This window comes from Acinetobacter bohemicus ANC 3994 (assembly GCF_000367925.1).
GTDB classification, from domain to species: Bacteria; Pseudomonadota; Gammaproteobacteria; order Pseudomonadales; family Moraxellaceae; genus Acinetobacter; species Acinetobacter bohemicus.
In genome coordinates this window covers 999499-1016203 of record NZ_KB849164.1, presented here as the reverse complement: position 1 = coordinate 1016203, position 16705 = coordinate 999499, and the positions used below count along the sequence as shown (strand labels likewise).

Here is a 16705-nt window from a genome sequence, read left to right as displayed (position 1 = left end):
CATGTTTAAAGCAGAAAAAATTCTTTGGGGCGAAGGTTTATTTTTACGTCCACAACATTTTCAATTACAAGATGCCTATCATGAACAGCGCTTGAATCATACCATTCGTGCAACCATTCCATTTTCGTATGGCGTGCAATCGATTGTATTTGATGAAGTGCAATTAAGCACCCATGTTTTGACTTTAGAAAAAGTGGAGATGATTTGGCAAGATGGTGAGATTTACCAAGCGCCTGCACGTGATTTATTACCCCATCCGATTCAGCTTGATGATTTAAATCTACGTGGTGAAATGACGGTCTATTTGGCTTTACCGATTATTCAACCTCATAAAAAAAATGTTTCTTATGATGAAAGTGTTAAACCCAGCCGTTATCACTCACATTTAACAGAAACCCATGATTTATTTACCGATGCAACGGTAGCGGATATCACGTTATTAAGGCGCCGTGCAGAATTTAAAATCTTTGAATCCAGTATTGAACCAAATCATGAATTAGATGGTTTTTTATATTTGCCAGTGGCTAAAGTGAAACGTCAAAGTTCAGGCAGTTTTGAATTAGATCATAAATTTATTCCACCGATTTTGCACATTGAAGCATGTGAAACACTGATTTCAGCGTTAAAACGGACCTTAAATGTCATTAAAGCCAAAATTAAAACCATTCAAACCAATAATCGTGAAAATGAACAAAAAATTATTGAGTTTCGTTCAGGAGATATTGTTTCTTTTTGGTTGGTCAATGCCTTAAATACAGCACATGCAACATTGAATCATCTTCTGAAATATCCACACATTCATCCGGAACGGTTGTTTTTTGAATTATTACGTTTAACGGGATCGCTGCTTACCTTTTCTACTGCCTATGAAGTCGACCAACTCCCTGTTTATAAGCATCATCATTTACAAGAAAGTTTTTCACAGTTAGATCTTATTTTACGCGATTTACTCGATACCATTATTTCAAATCGCTATATCAGTATCGCTTTAAAAGAAGTTAAACCGTCCTATTGGCTAGGAAGTCTGGAGTCCGACAAAATTACGCGAGACACTCGACTTTATATTGCAGTTTCAAGTGGCATGATGAAGTCTCATGACCTTATTCAATTGGTACCACTTCGTTTTAAAGTCGGCAACTCAGTGGATGTTGAACAACGTGTTGTTGCAGCACTTCCTGTCATTCCTTTACAGCACTTAATGCAAGTCCCGACCGCAATTCCAATTCGTTCTGGAGTGAGCTACTTTGAAATTGAACCCAATAATGAGTTGTACCAACGAATGCTCGATGCACAATCGATTTGCATTTATGTGCCAGCAGGTTTCCAAGATATTTCAATTGAACTGATTGCGGTGATCAATAGCTAAGGAAGCACGCTATGAATATAAATAATACGGTACATTCACTTTTTGAGGATGGACTAATTGGTATAGGCTTAAACCCTACTTCGGCACAATCAAAAATGAGTAGTGCAACCAATCTTATTGATTTATTACATGATGGTTTCTATATTGTTTTTTTATTGAAGCAGCAATATATTCCATCTAATGTGGATGAATTTCGGGATAAAATTTTAAACTTATTAAATCATTTTGAAAATCAAGCACGAAAGCTACAATTTTCGGCTAATGATATTCATGATGCGAAATATGCCTACTGCGCCTTACTTGATGAAACAATCGTTACTCAACAAAGTGCTCAATTCTTTGATTTACAAAATAATTGGATGATTAGTCCATTACAATTAAGTCTTTTCGGTTCACAACTCGCAGGCTATCGTTTTTTTGAAATTTTAGAATTTCTTCGTAGCCAAGGCAAAGATAGGCTAGCAGCTTTAGAAGTCTTTCATTACTGTATGTTACTTGGCTTCTATGGCAAATTCCGCATAGAGTCTATAGAAAATCTAAATCATCTGGTGATGCGTATCAGTGATGAAATTGACTTTTTAAAAGGTAAGAAGCCCGCTTTTTCTCCATTTTCAGCTTTACCTGATCAGATTAAACATATTATTCATCGTGAATTACCATTTTTTTGGATTTTAATATTTTTGGTACTTTTTGCTTTATTGTCATTTATTGGCTTAAATTTTATGCTTTTAAAACAAAATGATCAGGCATTTTCTAAATATCAAAATATTATTAGTCCACCTATAGAACAAGCCTATATCACCATTCATTTACCATAAAGAAAATAAAAAATGGCGAACGAAAAACAAAAGTCTTTAAGACTATTACGACCTACAAAAAATATAAAGCATTTGCCGGTACTGTATGGAATTTCAGGTTTCTTTACTGGCGCTATTTTTAGCTTAATTACGGTGTATATTTATTTAAATCATCATGAAATTCAAAAACCTTTAGCGGTTATCAATACACAGCTTTCTGAACAAAAAGTTTTAGAAGAGCTTGATGATCAAGTGTCTCCAGTTTTAGAAAAGTATCCAACTCCACAGGAAACTCATAATGATCTATCTGTTAAAGATGGAAATATTGAACATATGACTGATTTTCCACAACCTCAAAATATGGATTTAAGTCAGGCTTTTTTACATCATCATGATTCGAAAAAAATGACTTCAAATTTAAATAATTTGAAGAATATAGTTAAAGAACATCAAATTACTGCGAAAAATATTGCTGCTTCCAAAGTAGCACTAAAAACAGAAACAGCTAAATTGACAGCTGCGAATAAAGTATTAACAGCACAAAATGAAGAAAAAGAAAGTAACTTACTTAAAGGAAATAATATTGCAGTAAATGAAACCCCTGAAGCTTCTATACAAATTACAGTAACAAGAACACCGATCATTTTGACAGAAACCGCCGTGTCTCCATGATTATTGTTATTTTTATTGGCTTTATTTTTGTTTCAAGCAGTTTGGCCTTGTTATTTTCTTATGAATTACGTCATAAAGTGCAAGGTTTTTTTGTTGTTCTTATTCCAGAAAGTAAGAAGCGGCTTTATTCTGCCAAGCATTTTGCCCAACAACTCAATAATGCTGCTGCACCTGCACAAACTCAATCGCACTGGCATTTACAACAATGGTGGATTCTTATTTCTGGATTCTTGTTATTTAGCAGTATTTTAATTTTTGCTTTTACCCGTCCCATTAATCCCACCAAAATTGAAGCTGACTATTTAAGAGAAGTTGATCCTCAAATTTATGGCTTACTTGATGGGCAAATGCTGTCTCCGCCAGATGAAGTAAATGCATCATTAATTGAAGAAGCAATTATGGCTGAAAGCCAGATTGGGACACAACATAGTGTTCAGGCTGAAGCATTTAATCCTAATATTGAGGATCTGCATATGCAAAGTTCACACAGTGATATTGCTACGGCTGATCGTAAATGGCATAAAATGAATCCACGTTATAAACAGCGTTTACTCATGGTCTTTAAAATCATGCAAGAACGTCATGGTTATGAAATGGTTTTATTAGAAGGTTATCGCAGTCCAGAGCAACAGAATTTATTGGCGGGTAATCGTCATGTTACTCGTGCCAAAGGTTTCCAAAGTTATCATCAATTTGGTTTGGCTGCCGATATTGCATTTAAACGTAATGGTAAAGTGGTTATTTCAGAACGTAATCCGGAAGTTATGAAAGGCTACCAATTATATGGTGAAGTTGCTGAATCTTTGGGTTTAACTTGGGGTGGCCGCTGGAAGTCCATTCAAGACTATGGTCATACTGAATACCGTATGCCGGGGTTAAGAAAAACAGCTGAAATGGCCGAACAGTTAACTTCAGAAGGTCAACTGCTGGCTAATAATCTTCCTTAATTTAAGAGCAGCTTAATTAAAATGAAGCTGCTACCTAAAATTTAGTTTAAATATTTTTTGATTTGATCAACTACTTGTTGGGTCTTTTCTGCATGTAACCAATGTCCAGCATCTGCTACAACTTGAATTTTAGCTTTCGGAAATTGTTGTTCAATTGCTGCAAAATGTTCAGTTGTACTAATATATGCAGATCCACCGCCTCGAATAAAGAGTGTTTCTTTGCTACATGGTTGGATAGTATCCCAATGCAAAATATCTGAATAATGCTTAAATAATGCATCGACATTAAAAAGCCAGCGACCTTGAGTAAAAGATTTCATTAAAAATTGAATCACCATTTCTTCATGTAAATATTCACGCATGATTTGAGCTGCTTGTTGGCGGTTTTCAACTTTTGCATTTTGTACTGCAAATAAGGCTTTAAAAATTTGCTCATGGTGGTTTTGAGTGTATGCAAATGGCGCGATATCCAAGACAACCAATTGCTCGATTCTCTCACTTGCTTGATGAACCAATTGCATCGCAATTTTTCCCCCCATAGAATGACCAATAACAGAAAATTTCTGAATATTGATGGAATCTAGCGTATCTAAAATATCTTGTGCCATTACAACATAATTCATTTCATCTGAATGTGCTGAAAGCCCATGATTCCGTACATCTATTTGAATTACTGGATGAGTATCATAAAATTCACGAGCAATCATGGCTAAATTACTTAAACTACCAAAAAGACCATGAATAAATACGATAGGTGTTTTTTCGGTTACTGTTTCATTGAGATGAATTTGATAATTTAAAAACATAAATTTCTTTTATAACAATTTAAGGTTGATTTATATTTGATGATAATAGGAAATTAATCAATTGCCATTTTTTAAAAATATTATTTTTACTTAGGCTATTTTATGGTGATTTAAACATATTGTTAAAAATATCTATTAAACAAATAGTTGTATGGTTTATCTAATTACCACCTTAATTTAGCAAGTCAAATAAAGTGGTGCTCTTTTCAAAAAAATCAGAAATATTGGCTATTTAAAATAATTGAACGGTAGCTTTAAATAGCGAATTCCATTTTCTTCTGGTTCAGGGAATTTCCCTCCATTCATATTAATTTGAATAGCGGGTAAAATTAGTTTAGGCATTGCCAGTGTGGCATCACGGCGGTTACGCATTGCTACAAATTCAGCCTTTGTTGTTCGATCATTAATATGAATATTTGTGCCCCTCTGCGCTTGAATACTACTTTCACAGCTATATTGATGTCGCCCTTCAGGTAAATAATCATGACAAAGAAAAACACGAATATTTTCAGCTAATTGATAAAGTATTTTGACTGAATCAAATAAAACTGAAGCACTGCCCTTCGGAAAATCACAACGTGCTGTTCCATAATCAGGCATAAATAAGGTATCACCAACAAATACAGCATCACCGATCACATAGCTTAAACATGCAGGTGTGTGCCCTGGCGTTGGTATGTTATATGCGATTAATTCACCAATTTTGAACTGTTCATGATCTGCAAATAAATGATCAAATGCTTGCTGGGCGTTAAAGTGCTTAATGTCCAAGTTATAAATTGAACTGAAAGTCTCTTGTACAATAGCAATTTTCTTACTGATCGCGATTTGACCGCCTAAGCGCTCTTTTAAATACTGTGATGCGGTTAAATGGTCAGCATGGACGTGTGTTTCTAAAATCCACTCTACGCTTAGGCTATTTTCTTGAATGTAATTAACAATCAAATCAGCGTTTATGGTCTTCGTTGTTGCCGATGCGGCATCATAATCTAAAACACTATCTATTACGGCGCATTTTCGGCTGATAGGATCAACAACGACATAACTAAAGGTATTGGTCTGCTCATCAAAAAAATGCTGTACCTGTGGATGTTGTGTCATGAATTTCTCCCTGCCCATTGACGATGAATCAATAAACCAGCGAACATCGCGATAATAAAATAAATCATCTGATAGTAGCCTAGACCAATTAAAGTTAAACTTGGTGCTGGACAAATACCCGCAATCCCCCAACCGACTCCAAAAATTAAACTCCCAATCAGCAAGTTAGAATCGATCGCATTGTTTTTAGGTAAATTAATCGCCTCACCATATAGTGTTTTTGGTTCATTCTGATGTACCACTTTTTGAAATGGAATAAATGCTACGGCGATCGCCCCTAGCATTACAAATGCAAGACTTGGATCCCATTGACCAAATATATCAAGGAAATTTAATACTTTTTCAGGATTAGACATGCCTGAAACAATTAAACCCATTGAAAATAATCCACCAAACACAAAAGCCAATATATTTTTCATTTTAGAACGCTCCAATGATATGACGAATGAGATAAACCGTAATAAATCCAGCAAACATAAAGGTCATGGTTGCAATCATGGAGCGTTTAGAAAGTCGGCTTATTCCGCAAATACCATGTCCGCTGGTACATCCAGAACCCATACGCGTACCGAAACCCACCAATAATCCTGCAACAATCATCATTAGCGGACTTGCATTGAGTTCAATATTTGGCGTTTGCACAATGCCATAAAAAAATGGCACCACAAACAAGCCCAATAAAAACCACAGTGCCGGTGTCTTAAATATTGTTTGCAAATTTAAGACTTGGGCAATTAAACCACTAACCCCTGCTATACGACCATTTACATATAAATAGCCCACGACAGAGAGACCTAAAAGTGTTCCACCTAGAAATGCGAATAGGAAATCGTGCATGATAGAGTGCTCCAAACAATATACTTTTATATAATATATTTAAAAATATATCAATAGCTGTATCTTTGTGGATGATGGATTGAGAAGTTTCTTTTAATGGGTGTGTTTGAGTTTCCTAGCTGTAAATTGGAAAATCTATGCAGCTATATTAGCTGACCGTTTCATACTCAATTATTTTACTATGTATGCGGTGTATACAATATAAAGTATGGTTAAATCTTATCTAATTTATTGAAGCCCTTTTATAGATCCAGACTGATCCCACTCACCAAGTCTCTTAATACATCAATTAAATCACTGCCTAATTCTGCTAAATCAAATACATCTAATCCTGAAGTAACATCTGTACTGTTATTCTTGTCTTGTTGCTCTTGCTCAATCTCTTTCACATCAAGATCTGCACCAATCGTTTGTATCTTTTCAGAAGATTGAATATTTGTCATTTTATCTAACCCTTAGTTATTGATTTAATAGTTATTATTTAATTTTATAAACAACATTTTTTACAATATACCAAAGGTTATTTGTTTTTAAAGATGATCTTTAAGTATTTTATTCGTCTATGAATTCTTTAAATACCTTCTCTGCAAACCACCATGGTAATTGCTGAACATCAGGATTCATTTTCAAGGTTTCTGCTGATTGAATCTGGGCAATAAATGCAGCCTTTTCACCATCTGAAGAATTATCAAATAAATACGCTCGATCACTGGCATCTACCGCTTGCATTAATAAATCCATACTACGGTAATAACGCTCTACAATCTTTTTTTCAGGCACAGGATGGCCGCCTACACTCACTCGATACTGAACTCGAGCAATATTAATCAGCGGATCGACAGTCGATACATAATACAAATAGGTTTTAAAGCCTTGGCGTTGTGCCTCTTGCAGAAATTCTACTTTAGAAATATGTGACATCACTGTTTCAAAAGTAAAACTGATCTTTAAGCGTAAAAATTCTAAGCGAATATAATCAATGATACGCGCACAGAGATAGGAATCAATTTCTGATCTATCGAACTGAATGTTGTAGTCATCCAATAAAATAGGATCGAGTTTCAATAAAGGAATGAAATGACCAATTTGAGGGCGCTTTTTCTGCTTTAGGAAATCAATTAAATCTTGTGCTTTTAACGCAGAATGATAAACCATCAAATTTAATTGATGAGTTGTATTCAGCATTTGTTCTAATTCATCAGCATTTAAATAAGCCCCAATATGATGGGGCAATAAATATTCTTTAACTGTGCTTTTTCCAGACCCATTAGGACCAGCAAACATTCTTATTCTTGGTTGAGGCATTAAGTTATACAGCAGCCTCTTGTTTTTTCTTACGTTTTAATATTTTAGGAAGATGATCAACTGTGACATAGCATTGAGATAAGTCTTGAAGAATAGTCTCAACCCCATTCACTTCACGTTGTACCAATTGCTGATCTTTGGCGTAAACAACGGTCGCGACCAAACATGCTTTATTAAAGGCATGACGAAAGGCATGTATAGCAAGTTTAGGAATCATATCATCCTCATATTTGCTTGCCTTCATAAGGCTGTAATAAGCTGTCATAGAACAACTCCCGTTACACAAGGTATATTTGCATCTTATATTAACATAGTACAAATAATTGTCTATTTATACACCAACATAGAAATGTAACGGCTTAAAAGAAAAGCCACTTAATAGTGGCTAAATTTGGACTTAATCTTCTTTCCAAACATCTTCATAATCTTCACGATCAATCATAAAACGAAAACCTTCAGCCAAAGCTAAGTACGGTAGCACTTCAGGCAAAATATCCTGTAACTCTCGAACAGTCATGGTTTGGAAAAAATCTTCACCGTCTCCCAGTTCCCCACCATAAATAAACCAAGCAACATTTTCTTCTGTTTCAGGTTTTTTACGAATACCAACAATCGGTTCTTGATTTAATGTCTCTACAGCAACTGCAACAACATCATCACCACTAACTTTAATATAGGCAGAATCAAACTCTTCACACAATAACTTTTGTTCTGCGATGAGTTCTTCTAAAGGAGATTTCTGGATCATTGCTTATACCTTGCTACATAAAGCTGAATGCTGCATTTTATCCTAGATTATAAATGTGTTGGCAATCTTTTTATTTACATGGTTTTTTGCTAATCTTGAAAAAGTTACAAATTCAAGATATAAAAATGAAAGTAGAAGATTGCCCGCTCATAGAACATCAACATGGTGGAAAGCGCAAAAATGCAGGACGTAAAACTCACTATCAAGAAAAAACCGTGGTTATGCGCGTGCCAGAGTCTAAAGTTTTAGAAATAAAAGCATGGCTCAAGCCAAAACCTGAAGATGATCTAAGTCAAAAAATTGAACTTCAAGCGATTCGAAACCGAACAGCATTAAATATTCCTTATCCTTCTATTCCCGATGATTATTCCTCTACAGACCAAGATTACACAGAAGACTTTATCGATTTAAATGAATATTTGGTGCATAACCCATTAACTACATTTGTATTGCGAGTAAATTCACTGTCCATGAAAAATGCAGGTATAGACCTAGATGATCAAATCCTGATTGATCGTAGCTTAACCGCAGGACACGGCGATATTGTTCTGGCATTAATTCATAATGAATTTACCGTAAAACGATTGATAAAAGAAAAACAACAACGCGCCCAAACCAAAATCTGGTTAAAAGCAGAAAATCCGGATTATCCTGATATTTATTTACGCGATGAAGAACCATTAATTATTTGGGGCGTTGTGACCTGTATTTTAAAAAAACTGAGATAATGAAATTGTATGAATAAAAGTCATCTTTTTAGTGTTGATGCCGATTAGGTTATTTGGACTACTGTTTTGCCGCTTTGTCGGATGGCTGCTAAATGTAAGTGGATTAGCTATGTTCATATCCATCTTTATTCGTCTATTAATTCTCAACAAAGAATTCCATCTACGCTCGATGCGATTAACTGTAACCACACTCAGCTTTATTAGGACTTTAAAGACTTTTAGTTATGCCCTTTTGATTATCCAAATTATTAACCAAATGCTTTATAGATGTCCATTATTCCATTTTTGAAAAAGTTACAAATTCAAGTTATGAAAAACAAATAATCAAATCTTTGATTTTAAATAATTTAACTAAAAAAATAGCAATAGACATCAATTTGGTACAACACTGAATACAGTTTTATAACCCTTAGCCATAAAGCGAAACTGTTAAAATAGATATGACGGTTTCTTTTGATCAAACTAAAAAAGCATTTAAGTGAATTGATCGTAAAATCAGCGAACAACTGCTCAATAATGAACTTTATAATCGCAATAACATAACTTTTGCCAATGAAGATCATCTCATGCAATCATTTTCAGTCACCCTATACATGCTATTCATGAACTAAAAGGTCAATCCGCTGTTCATCAAGATGGATGTATCCCTTCAAAAGAATCCTTTCATCTAAAAAATTTACTTTTATTTTGCCTACCAAGATGATTATAAAATAAGCCTCCGTTTTCATATAAACAGCTCATATTAATGCTTAATCAGACAACCACCCCTTTTTGCATATATCGATATTTCGTTAGAGAAAAACACTAAATATCTCCGATGAAGAAAGTATTTTTTACCCCTTAAGACTTGAATACCCAGCTTATAATGCACATGAATCAAACCAAATAAAATACAATAAGCATATGTTTTATTTTAATAAATTATAAAAAACAAGCATAAAAACCATATCTTTATGCTTTACCCTAAATGACAAGAACGATACAATATTCATAACGTATATTCAGCATAAAAACATCATCAATAGCATGATAACTAAATGAAAGCTGATTAAAATAAAACAGCACTTTGTCTTAAATTGCATACAAGTATTTACCACGACAACTATTCACCATGGAAAATGATGCAATAAGATCAATCGCTACCAACGAACAAGAAATTCTAACCTTGGATCACTGAGTCATGGCTGTTACACAATTTACATGAACTGTTTTGGTCAATTCGGTTTAGAATATAAAAACAAAGAATAATCATAAAAATTGTCATTTTTTAACATTGCCATTTCCTTGCAAAGTTCTCAATATATAGCGCTGATATGACACATATATTCTATTTCATTTTAACGAAATTATAAAAAAAATGTAGGATTTTGTGCCATAATGAGGCAACTTTGCAGACATCTTGCAAAGTATTACTGCAACTTAGAAATGGAGCAAGCTGAATGAGTTCGAGCATTTTAGTCATTCACGGACCGAATCTTAATTTATTAGGTAAGCGTGAACCTGAAGTTTATGGACATCTCACTCTTGAGGACATAAATCAGCAACTCATTACACAAGCTCAAAAATCATCTATTTCGTTAGACACGTTCCAAAGTAATTGGGAAGGTGCAATTGTTGACCGAATTCATCAAGCGCAGCAACACGGCGTGCAATTTATTATTATTAATCCAGCAGCATTAACACATACGTCTGTTGCGATACGCGATGCCCTTCTTGGCGTAGCAATACCATTTATTGAAGTTCATTTGTCTAATGTGCATGCTCGTGAAGCATTTAGACATCATTCATATCTATCCGATAAAGCCGTTGGCGTAATTTGCGGTTTAGGTGCAAAAGGTTATTCCGCTGCACTCGATTATGCCATCGAAAAAATTCAACCTACTACGCAATCATAATTAGGAATACTGTCTCATGGATATTCGTAAAATCAAGAAACTCATCGACCTGATGATTGAATCTGACTTACAAGCGATAGAAGTTAAAGAAGGTGATCAATCCATCGCATTAACTCGTCGTAATCCTATGGTTGCTGGCGCTGTTGCGGCAATGCCTGCTCCTGTTGCAGCTACTCCTGCGGCTAAAACTCCACGTGGCGCTGTAGAAACTTCTCCAATGGTTGGTGTGTTCTATGCAGCACAAAGCCCAGGCGAAGCACCATTTGTTAAAGTGGGTCAAACCATTACTGCTGGTGAAACTTTAGGCATCATTGAAGCCATGAAAATCATGAATCCAATTGAAGCAACCCAAAGCGGTGTCGTTGAAGAAATTTTAGTGAAAAATGGTGAAGTGATTCAATTCGGTCAAGCACTTTTCCGCTATCGCGCATAAAACCACGGGGATTTATAATGTTGCAAAAGGTATTAATTGCAAACCGGGGTGAAATCGCTTTACGCATTACCCGAGCTTGCAAAACTTTAGGAATTAAAACCGTTGGTATTTATTCCGATGCCGATAAAGACCTCATGCACCTTCGTTTTGTTGATGAAGCAGTATGTATTGGTCCGGGTGCAAGTAGTGAAAGCTATTTAAACATCCCAGCAATTATTACTGCTGCTGAAATCACTGGTGCAGATGCAATCCATCCAGGTTATGGGTTCTTGTCTGAAAATGCTGAATTTGCGGAAATTGTAGAAAGCTCAGGCTTTATCTTCATTGGCCCTCGCCCTGAACACATTCGCTTAATGGGGAACAAAGTTTCTGCCATTACGGCAATGCGTAAAGCAGGTGTTCCAACCGTTCCGGGTTCAGCGCATGCCGTAACAACAAGCAATGCATTGGCTGAAGCAAAAGAAATTGGCTTCCCATTGATCGTTAAAGCTGCTTCTGGCGGTGGTGGTCGTGGTATGCGTATTGTTGAGCGTGTTGATACATTACTTGAATCAGTTCAAGCAGCACAGCGTGATGCAGAAATGTGGTTTGGTGATGACACCGTCTACATGGAACGCTTCCTACAAAAACCACGCCATGTCGAAGTTCAGGTTCTAGCAGATGGTAATGGTCATGCCATTCACTTATTTGATCGTGACTGCTCTTTGCAACGTCGCCATCAAAAAGTACTTGAAGAAGCACCAGCACCCGGCCTACCTGAACAAGCACGTGCTGATATTTTAGAAGCTTGTGTCAATGCATGTAAACTAATGCAATACCGTGGTGCAGGTACATTCGAATTCTTATTTGAAGATGATGAATTCTTCTTTATTGAGATGAATACGCGTGTTCAAGTTGAGCATCCAGTCACTGAAATGGTCACTGGTATCGATATTATCGAACAACAGCTTCTCATTGCAGGCGGTCTTGGTCTTAATATTCAACAAGAAGATGTTGAATGTAATGGTCATGCTATGGAATGCCGTATTAATGCGGAAGATCCAACGAACTTTTTACCATCACCAGGTAAAATTGAACACTTCTATACCCCGGGTGGTGCAGGTATTCGTTTAGATTCGCATATCTATCAAGGCTATAGTATTCCACCTTACTATGACTCAATGATTGCTAAACTGATTGCGCATGGTAAAGACCGTAAAACGTGTATTGCACGTATGAAACAAGCATTAGAAGAGATGATCTTGACTGGAATTAAGACCAATATTCCTTTACATAAAGATCTAATTTTAGAAGATGCGAATTTCTGTTCGCAAGCAATGGATATTCATTATCTAGAAAAACATTTGCTTCAAAAATTAGAAGGTCATGTTAAAGAAGGATCTTAATCTGCCTGCTTTAATATAAAAAAACCGCTCTTCAAGAGCGGTTTTTTTATATGCTTAGAATGACTAAGGTAAAATACGGCGTAATGTCGCAAAACATTGTTCTGCTTTTTCATTACTACAAAAATTAATGGTTGATGAGTTTTTCCACTGTACGAAATATTGAGAAATTTCACCTGTTTGGTCTTCGCTATAACCTGAACAATCCACTTCATTGTTATCGTATTTTACTTGCAATATTAGAGCTGGTAATGCGCTACGTTCTTCTTGTGATGATTGATAGTCATAAATACCTGATGACCATTCTTGTCCACTCTTGATCACCACATTGTTATTACTTTTAAAATTATAATATTCAATACATTTCTTATTATTCGCTATTTGCATACCCCATAAACCCACAATTTCGGGACGCGTTACAATACGAATAGGATTCGAATCTTCAACTCGATCCATTTCTTCTGTTGCAACTACTGCTTTGTTCTCATTTGCCATCACTACAGATGAGCACAATATGAGAAAAATCGTAAGATATGTTTTTTTCATACATCATAAGTTCAATGATAAAATTTCTAAATACAACTTAGCATATTTTTATGAAAACCCAGTATTTATCAACCATATTACAACAATATATTTATGTTTCCTTCATGCCTTGGAATTGATTTTAGTCTGTGCTGAGCAAAGCAAATTGTAGAGCAACACATCCATAAATTAATGCTTTCCAACTCAAAACTAAATTCAGAAAAATATCAAAAACCATATAGAAAAAAATTCCAGCGATTACTAAACGAATTCAGGCCACCGCTGAATCAGTAGCACGATTAAATTAACCATGTGGATGAGGCCATCTACAATCAAAGGCTTTATAAAGTTCATCCGATCTGTCTTGCTTCTTCATATAAAATCGCTTACAACAACAGAGACTTATATTAAAATAAAACAAGGGCTAGTAATGCAACTTTCTGAATATCTTCAATATGATGGGCTAGGATTGGCCGAATTAGTGGCCAATAAAGAAGTTTTAGCTTCAGAATTACTCAACTTAGCATTGGAGCGTGCCGCAGACACGAATCCCCAATTAAATGCCATTATTATTCCGATGTATGACTATGCAGAGCACAGAACCAAACAACAATTAACGGGTCCTTTTGCTGGTGTACCCTTTTTAGTGAAAGACTTATTTCAAGAATATGCGGGTTATCCCACGTCATATGGCTGTAAAGGCTTAAAACGAATTCATCATATTGCTGAACAAAATTCTGAAATTGTCAATCGCTGGGAAAATACCGGAATTGTGACCTTTGGTCGAACCAACACGCCAGAATTCGGGATTAAAGGAATTACTGAACCCGATGCTTGGGGAACGTGTCATAACCCTTGGAATTTAAGACACAATAGTGGTGGATCTTCAGGCGGATCGGCTTCCGCAGTTGCTGGTGGTATTGTGCCCATTGCTGGCGCTGGAGATGGTGGTGGTTCTATTCGTATTCCTGCATCTTATTGTGGTTTATTTGGATTAAAACCGAGCCGTGGCCGTACGCCTTGGGGCCCACACATGAGTGAAGCGATGCATGGGGCGGCAGTTCAACATGTACTGACCAAAACAGTTCGAGATAGTGCTGCCATGCTTGATGCGACACACGGCGCAGAACATAGTTCCTTGTTTAAAATTGAACATCCTCAAAGTCCCTATTTAGACATCATTCAACAACCACCTAAACCATTAAAAATTGCTTTTAGTACCCACTCACCTATCGGCACGCCTATTTCCAAAGATGCAATTGCAGCAGTTCAACATACAGCGAAATTATTAGAGTCATTAGGACATACTGTGGTGGAAGACACACCGCCTATTGATGGTATGGCACTCGCCAAAGATTTTATTACCACGTGGTTCAGTCAATTTTCTTATGTTCTTGAAAAGATTAAGCAGCAACATCAAGCGAAGAATAGTGATTTTGAACTGGATTCATTGGCACTTGCAGCATTCGGAAAACAAACGACAGCGCTTGAATATATTCACAACCTCAACAACTGGGGCGTGTATGCGACGAAAATGAATCACTTTTTTGATCGATATGATTTGTATTTAACGCCGGCAACCGCTTCTGTTGCACCTAAAAACGGTGAAATTAAATTACCTCACTGGCAAAAACCCATTTTGAAAAGTTTATTAAAATTGGGCAAGGCACATTTATTGGCGCAAGGGAAATTGGTAGATCGAATTGTGAAAGAAAATTTAACATGGGTTCCTTTTACACAATTGGCTAATATCACGGGTCTTCCAGCAATGTCTGTTCCACTGTATTGGAATGCAGACAATCTACCTTTAGGTTCGCAATTTATTGCACCTTTTGCCCGAGAAGACGTATTACTGCAGTTGGCAGCTCAACTTGAAAAAGCACAGCCATGGTTTAATCGTTATAGTCAAATTCAACTCTAAAAAATAGTCACACTATATTTACGTTATTAAGCTTTTTAGGCTTGTTGGATATGTTTTGGAAGCCAACGAACAAACAACAAGCCGATAAAAGTTGCAAAGCCAGCAATAATAAAAATCACTTCCCCAGAGATGAGTTGCCAATATCGGCCTGCCAAGATACTCCCCAAAGCCACACCTAAGCCCCACATCGTGCTATACATGGCTTGCCCACGTCCTTGCTGTCCTATAGAAAAATTTTGAAAGACAACACGCATAGCAATCATATGAAATAAGCCAAAACTAAAAGCATGAATAGTTTGTGCTAAAAACTGAGCCATAAAGGAGTTTGGCAATAGCCCAACAATCATCCACCTGATTCCAGTTAACACCAAACAAAGGCTGACTAAATAACGCCAAGAGAATCGGGTTAAAAAAACATGCGCAAAGGCGAACATGATAATTTCAGCAACCACCCCAACTGACCACAAAAAACCGATTTCAGTGGTGCTAAAACCAACTTGATGTAAATAGTTACTATAAAAACTATAAAATGGCGCATGAGAAAATAATAAAACAAATTCAATTGCAAAAAATGCAGCAACAACAGGTCGTTTTAATATCGGTAACAATGGTTCTAACTGCTGCTGCGAATGAGGTGCTGTCGTCGGCTCTTTGATCGTGAAAGACCAAATGAAGGCCAAAAATGCAATACATAGCAACATAATAGGCAGCATCGAAATGGGTACGATTTCAAGCAAAGCCCCTATGCCAAAAACAGCAACAATAAAACCGATAGAGCCCCATTTCCGGACTTTGCCATAAAGTTGGGTGCGTTGTTCCGCCAACCAAAATAAAGTCACCCCTTCAAATTGCGCTAAAATGGCATTTTGAAAAAAACTAAAAATAAGCATCAGTAATGCAACCGATTGGAATGTATTTGGAATTAGAAAAATCATGAACCAAATACAAGCTTCAACCCAAGTCGCAATACGTACCAACAACATTCTTTTACCAGACTTATCCGCAATCCAGCCCCAAATAAACGGCGCAAAAAAACGTGTCACAATGGCTATAGAAGATAAAAGCCCTATTTCTTGATAATTAAAGCCCTGATCTTCTAGATAAAGGCTCCAAAATGGCATGAAGGTTCCTACTATGGAGTAGTAGAAAAAGTAGAATCCACTTAGTTTGTGTTGAATTGCAATAGGTTGCATCAGCCTGCATATCCTTGCATTTTCAATGACTTAAAATAATATATAGTTG

Annotated in this window: 19 protein-coding genes; 9 read left to right on the top strand and 10 right to left on the bottom strand. The window is 36.2% G+C overall.

The genetic code is table 11. The features are described from left to right. Window position 1 precedes the first annotated feature (1 nt). Genes tssK through F994_RS04750 form a run of 4 tightly spaced genes read left to right on the top strand, consistent with a single transcriptional unit; the run spans window position 2 to window position 3782 of the window. On the top strand, window positions 2-1366 hold the full coding sequence (gene tssK, locus F994_RS04765; RefSeq protein ID WP_004649000.1) for a type VI secretion system baseplate subunit TssK: 1365 nt from the start codon (window positions 2-4) through the stop codon (window positions 1364-1366). 11 nt (window positions 1367-1377) lie between these two features. Next, window positions 1378-2184: a type IVB secretion system protein IcmH/DotU gene (icmH, locus tag F994_RS04760; RefSeq protein WP_004648999.1), complete on the top strand. Its 807-nt coding sequence runs from the start codon at window positions 1378-1380 to the stop codon at window positions 2182-2184. A gap of 12 nt (window positions 2185-2196) precedes the next feature. Further along, window positions 2197-2835 carry a hypothetical protein gene (locus F994_RS04755; RefSeq protein WP_004648998.1) on the top strand — a complete coding sequence of 213 codons (639 nt, stop codon included), beginning with the start codon at window positions 2197-2199 and terminating at the stop codon, window positions 2833-2835. Further along, on the top strand, window positions 2832-3782 hold the full coding sequence (locus tag F994_RS04750; RefSeq protein ID WP_004648997.1) for a M15 family metallopeptidase: 951 nt from the start codon (window positions 2832-2834) through the stop codon (window positions 3780-3782). The genes F994_RS04755 and F994_RS04750 overlap by 4 nt, the downstream gene beginning before the upstream one ends. Before the next feature lie 41 nt (window positions 3783-3823). On the opposite strand, the gene F994_RS04745 is transcribed toward F994_RS04750, so the two are convergent. The 8 genes from F994_RS04745 to F994_RS04710 form a co-directional block, all read right to left on the bottom strand. Next, a complete protein-coding gene (locus tag F994_RS04745; protein ID WP_004648996.1) occupies window positions 3824-4588 on the bottom strand; it encodes an alpha/beta fold hydrolase in 765 nt (254 codons plus the stop codon). Between the two features lie 228 nt (window positions 4589-4816). After that, a complete protein-coding gene (locus tag F994_RS04740) occupies window positions 4817-5689 on the bottom strand; it encodes an MBL fold metallo-hydrolase (protein ID WP_004648995.1) in 873 nt (290 codons plus the stop codon). Beyond that, the gene (locus tag F994_RS04735) at window positions 5686-6108 is read right to left on the bottom strand and encodes a DUF6691 family protein (protein ID WP_004648993.1); all 423 of its coding nucleotides are present in this window, start codon (window positions 6106-6108) and stop codon (window positions 5686-5688) included. The genes F994_RS04740 and F994_RS04735 overlap by 4 nt, the downstream gene beginning before the upstream one ends. A gap of 1 nt (window position 6109) precedes the next feature. Further along, window positions 6110-6526: a YeeE/YedE family protein gene (locus F994_RS04730; RefSeq protein ID WP_004648992.1), complete on the bottom strand. Its 417-nt coding sequence runs from the start codon at window positions 6524-6526 to the stop codon at window positions 6110-6112. A 242-nt stretch (window positions 6527-6768) separates the two neighbouring features. Continuing rightward, on the bottom strand, window positions 6769-6969 hold the full coding sequence (locus tag F994_RS04725) for a hypothetical protein (RefSeq protein WP_004648991.1): 201 nt from the start codon (window positions 6967-6969) through the stop codon (window positions 6769-6771). 109 nt (window positions 6970-7078) lie between these two features. Beyond that, entirely contained in the window at window positions 7079-7831 is a 753-nt protein-coding gene (locus tag F994_RS04720) for an ATPase (RefSeq protein ID WP_004648990.1), read from the bottom strand. A 4-nt stretch (window positions 7832-7835) separates the two neighbouring features. Further along, window positions 7836-8096, bottom strand: coding sequence for a hypothetical protein (locus F994_RS04715; protein ID WP_004648989.1), 261 nt, complete (start codon window positions 8094-8096; stop codon window positions 7836-7838). A gap of 132 nt (window positions 8097-8228) precedes the next feature. Then, complete coding sequence (locus F994_RS04710) at window positions 8229-8579, bottom strand: immunity protein Imm33 domain-containing protein (protein WP_004648987.1); 351 nt, start codon at window positions 8577-8579, stop codon at window positions 8229-8231. Window positions 8580-8704: 125 nt separating this feature from the next. Between F994_RS04710 and F994_RS04705 the strand changes: the two genes are divergently transcribed. From F994_RS04705 to accC, 4 genes are all read left to right on the top strand, one after another. Further along, on the top strand, window positions 8705-9307 hold the full coding sequence (locus tag F994_RS04705; protein ID WP_034696676.1) for a LexA family protein: 603 nt from the start codon (window positions 8705-8707) through the stop codon (window positions 9305-9307). A 1439-nt stretch (window positions 9308-10746) separates the two neighbouring features. After that, window positions 10747-11202: a type II 3-dehydroquinate dehydratase gene (gene aroQ, locus F994_RS04700; protein ID WP_004648985.1), complete on the top strand. Its 456-nt coding sequence runs from the start codon at window positions 10747-10749 to the stop codon at window positions 11200-11202. A gap of 16 nt (window positions 11203-11218) precedes the next feature. Next, the gene (locus F994_RS04695) at window positions 11219-11635 is read left to right on the top strand and encodes an acetyl-CoA carboxylase biotin carboxyl carrier protein (RefSeq protein WP_004648984.1); all 417 of its coding nucleotides are present in this window, start codon (window positions 11219-11221) and stop codon (window positions 11633-11635) included. 17 nt (window positions 11636-11652) lie between these two features. Further along, entirely contained in the window at window positions 11653-13020 is a 1368-nt protein-coding gene (gene accC / locus F994_RS04690; protein WP_004648983.1) for an acetyl-CoA carboxylase biotin carboxylase subunit, read from the top strand. A gap of 63 nt (window positions 13021-13083) precedes the next feature. Here the strand turns inward: accC and F994_RS04685 are convergent, their stop codons facing one another. Next, window positions 13084-13512, bottom strand: a complete 429-nt coding sequence (locus F994_RS04685; RefSeq protein ID WP_004648981.1) for a hypothetical protein — start codon at window positions 13510-13512, stop codon at window positions 13084-13086. Window positions 13513-13972: 460 nt separating this feature from the next. Here F994_RS04685 and F994_RS04680 point away from each other — a divergent pair, with 460 nt between their 5' ends. Next, entirely contained in the window at window positions 13973-15463 is a 1491-nt protein-coding gene (locus F994_RS04680; protein WP_004648980.1) for an amidase, read from the top strand. Window positions 15464-15498: 35 nt separating this feature from the next. On the opposite strand, the gene F994_RS04675 is transcribed toward F994_RS04680, so the two are convergent. Continuing rightward, window positions 15499-16656, bottom strand: a complete 1158-nt coding sequence (locus tag F994_RS04675; RefSeq protein ID WP_034696542.1) for an MFS transporter — start codon at window positions 16654-16656, stop codon at window positions 15499-15501. Window positions 16657-16705: the final 49 nt, after the last annotated feature.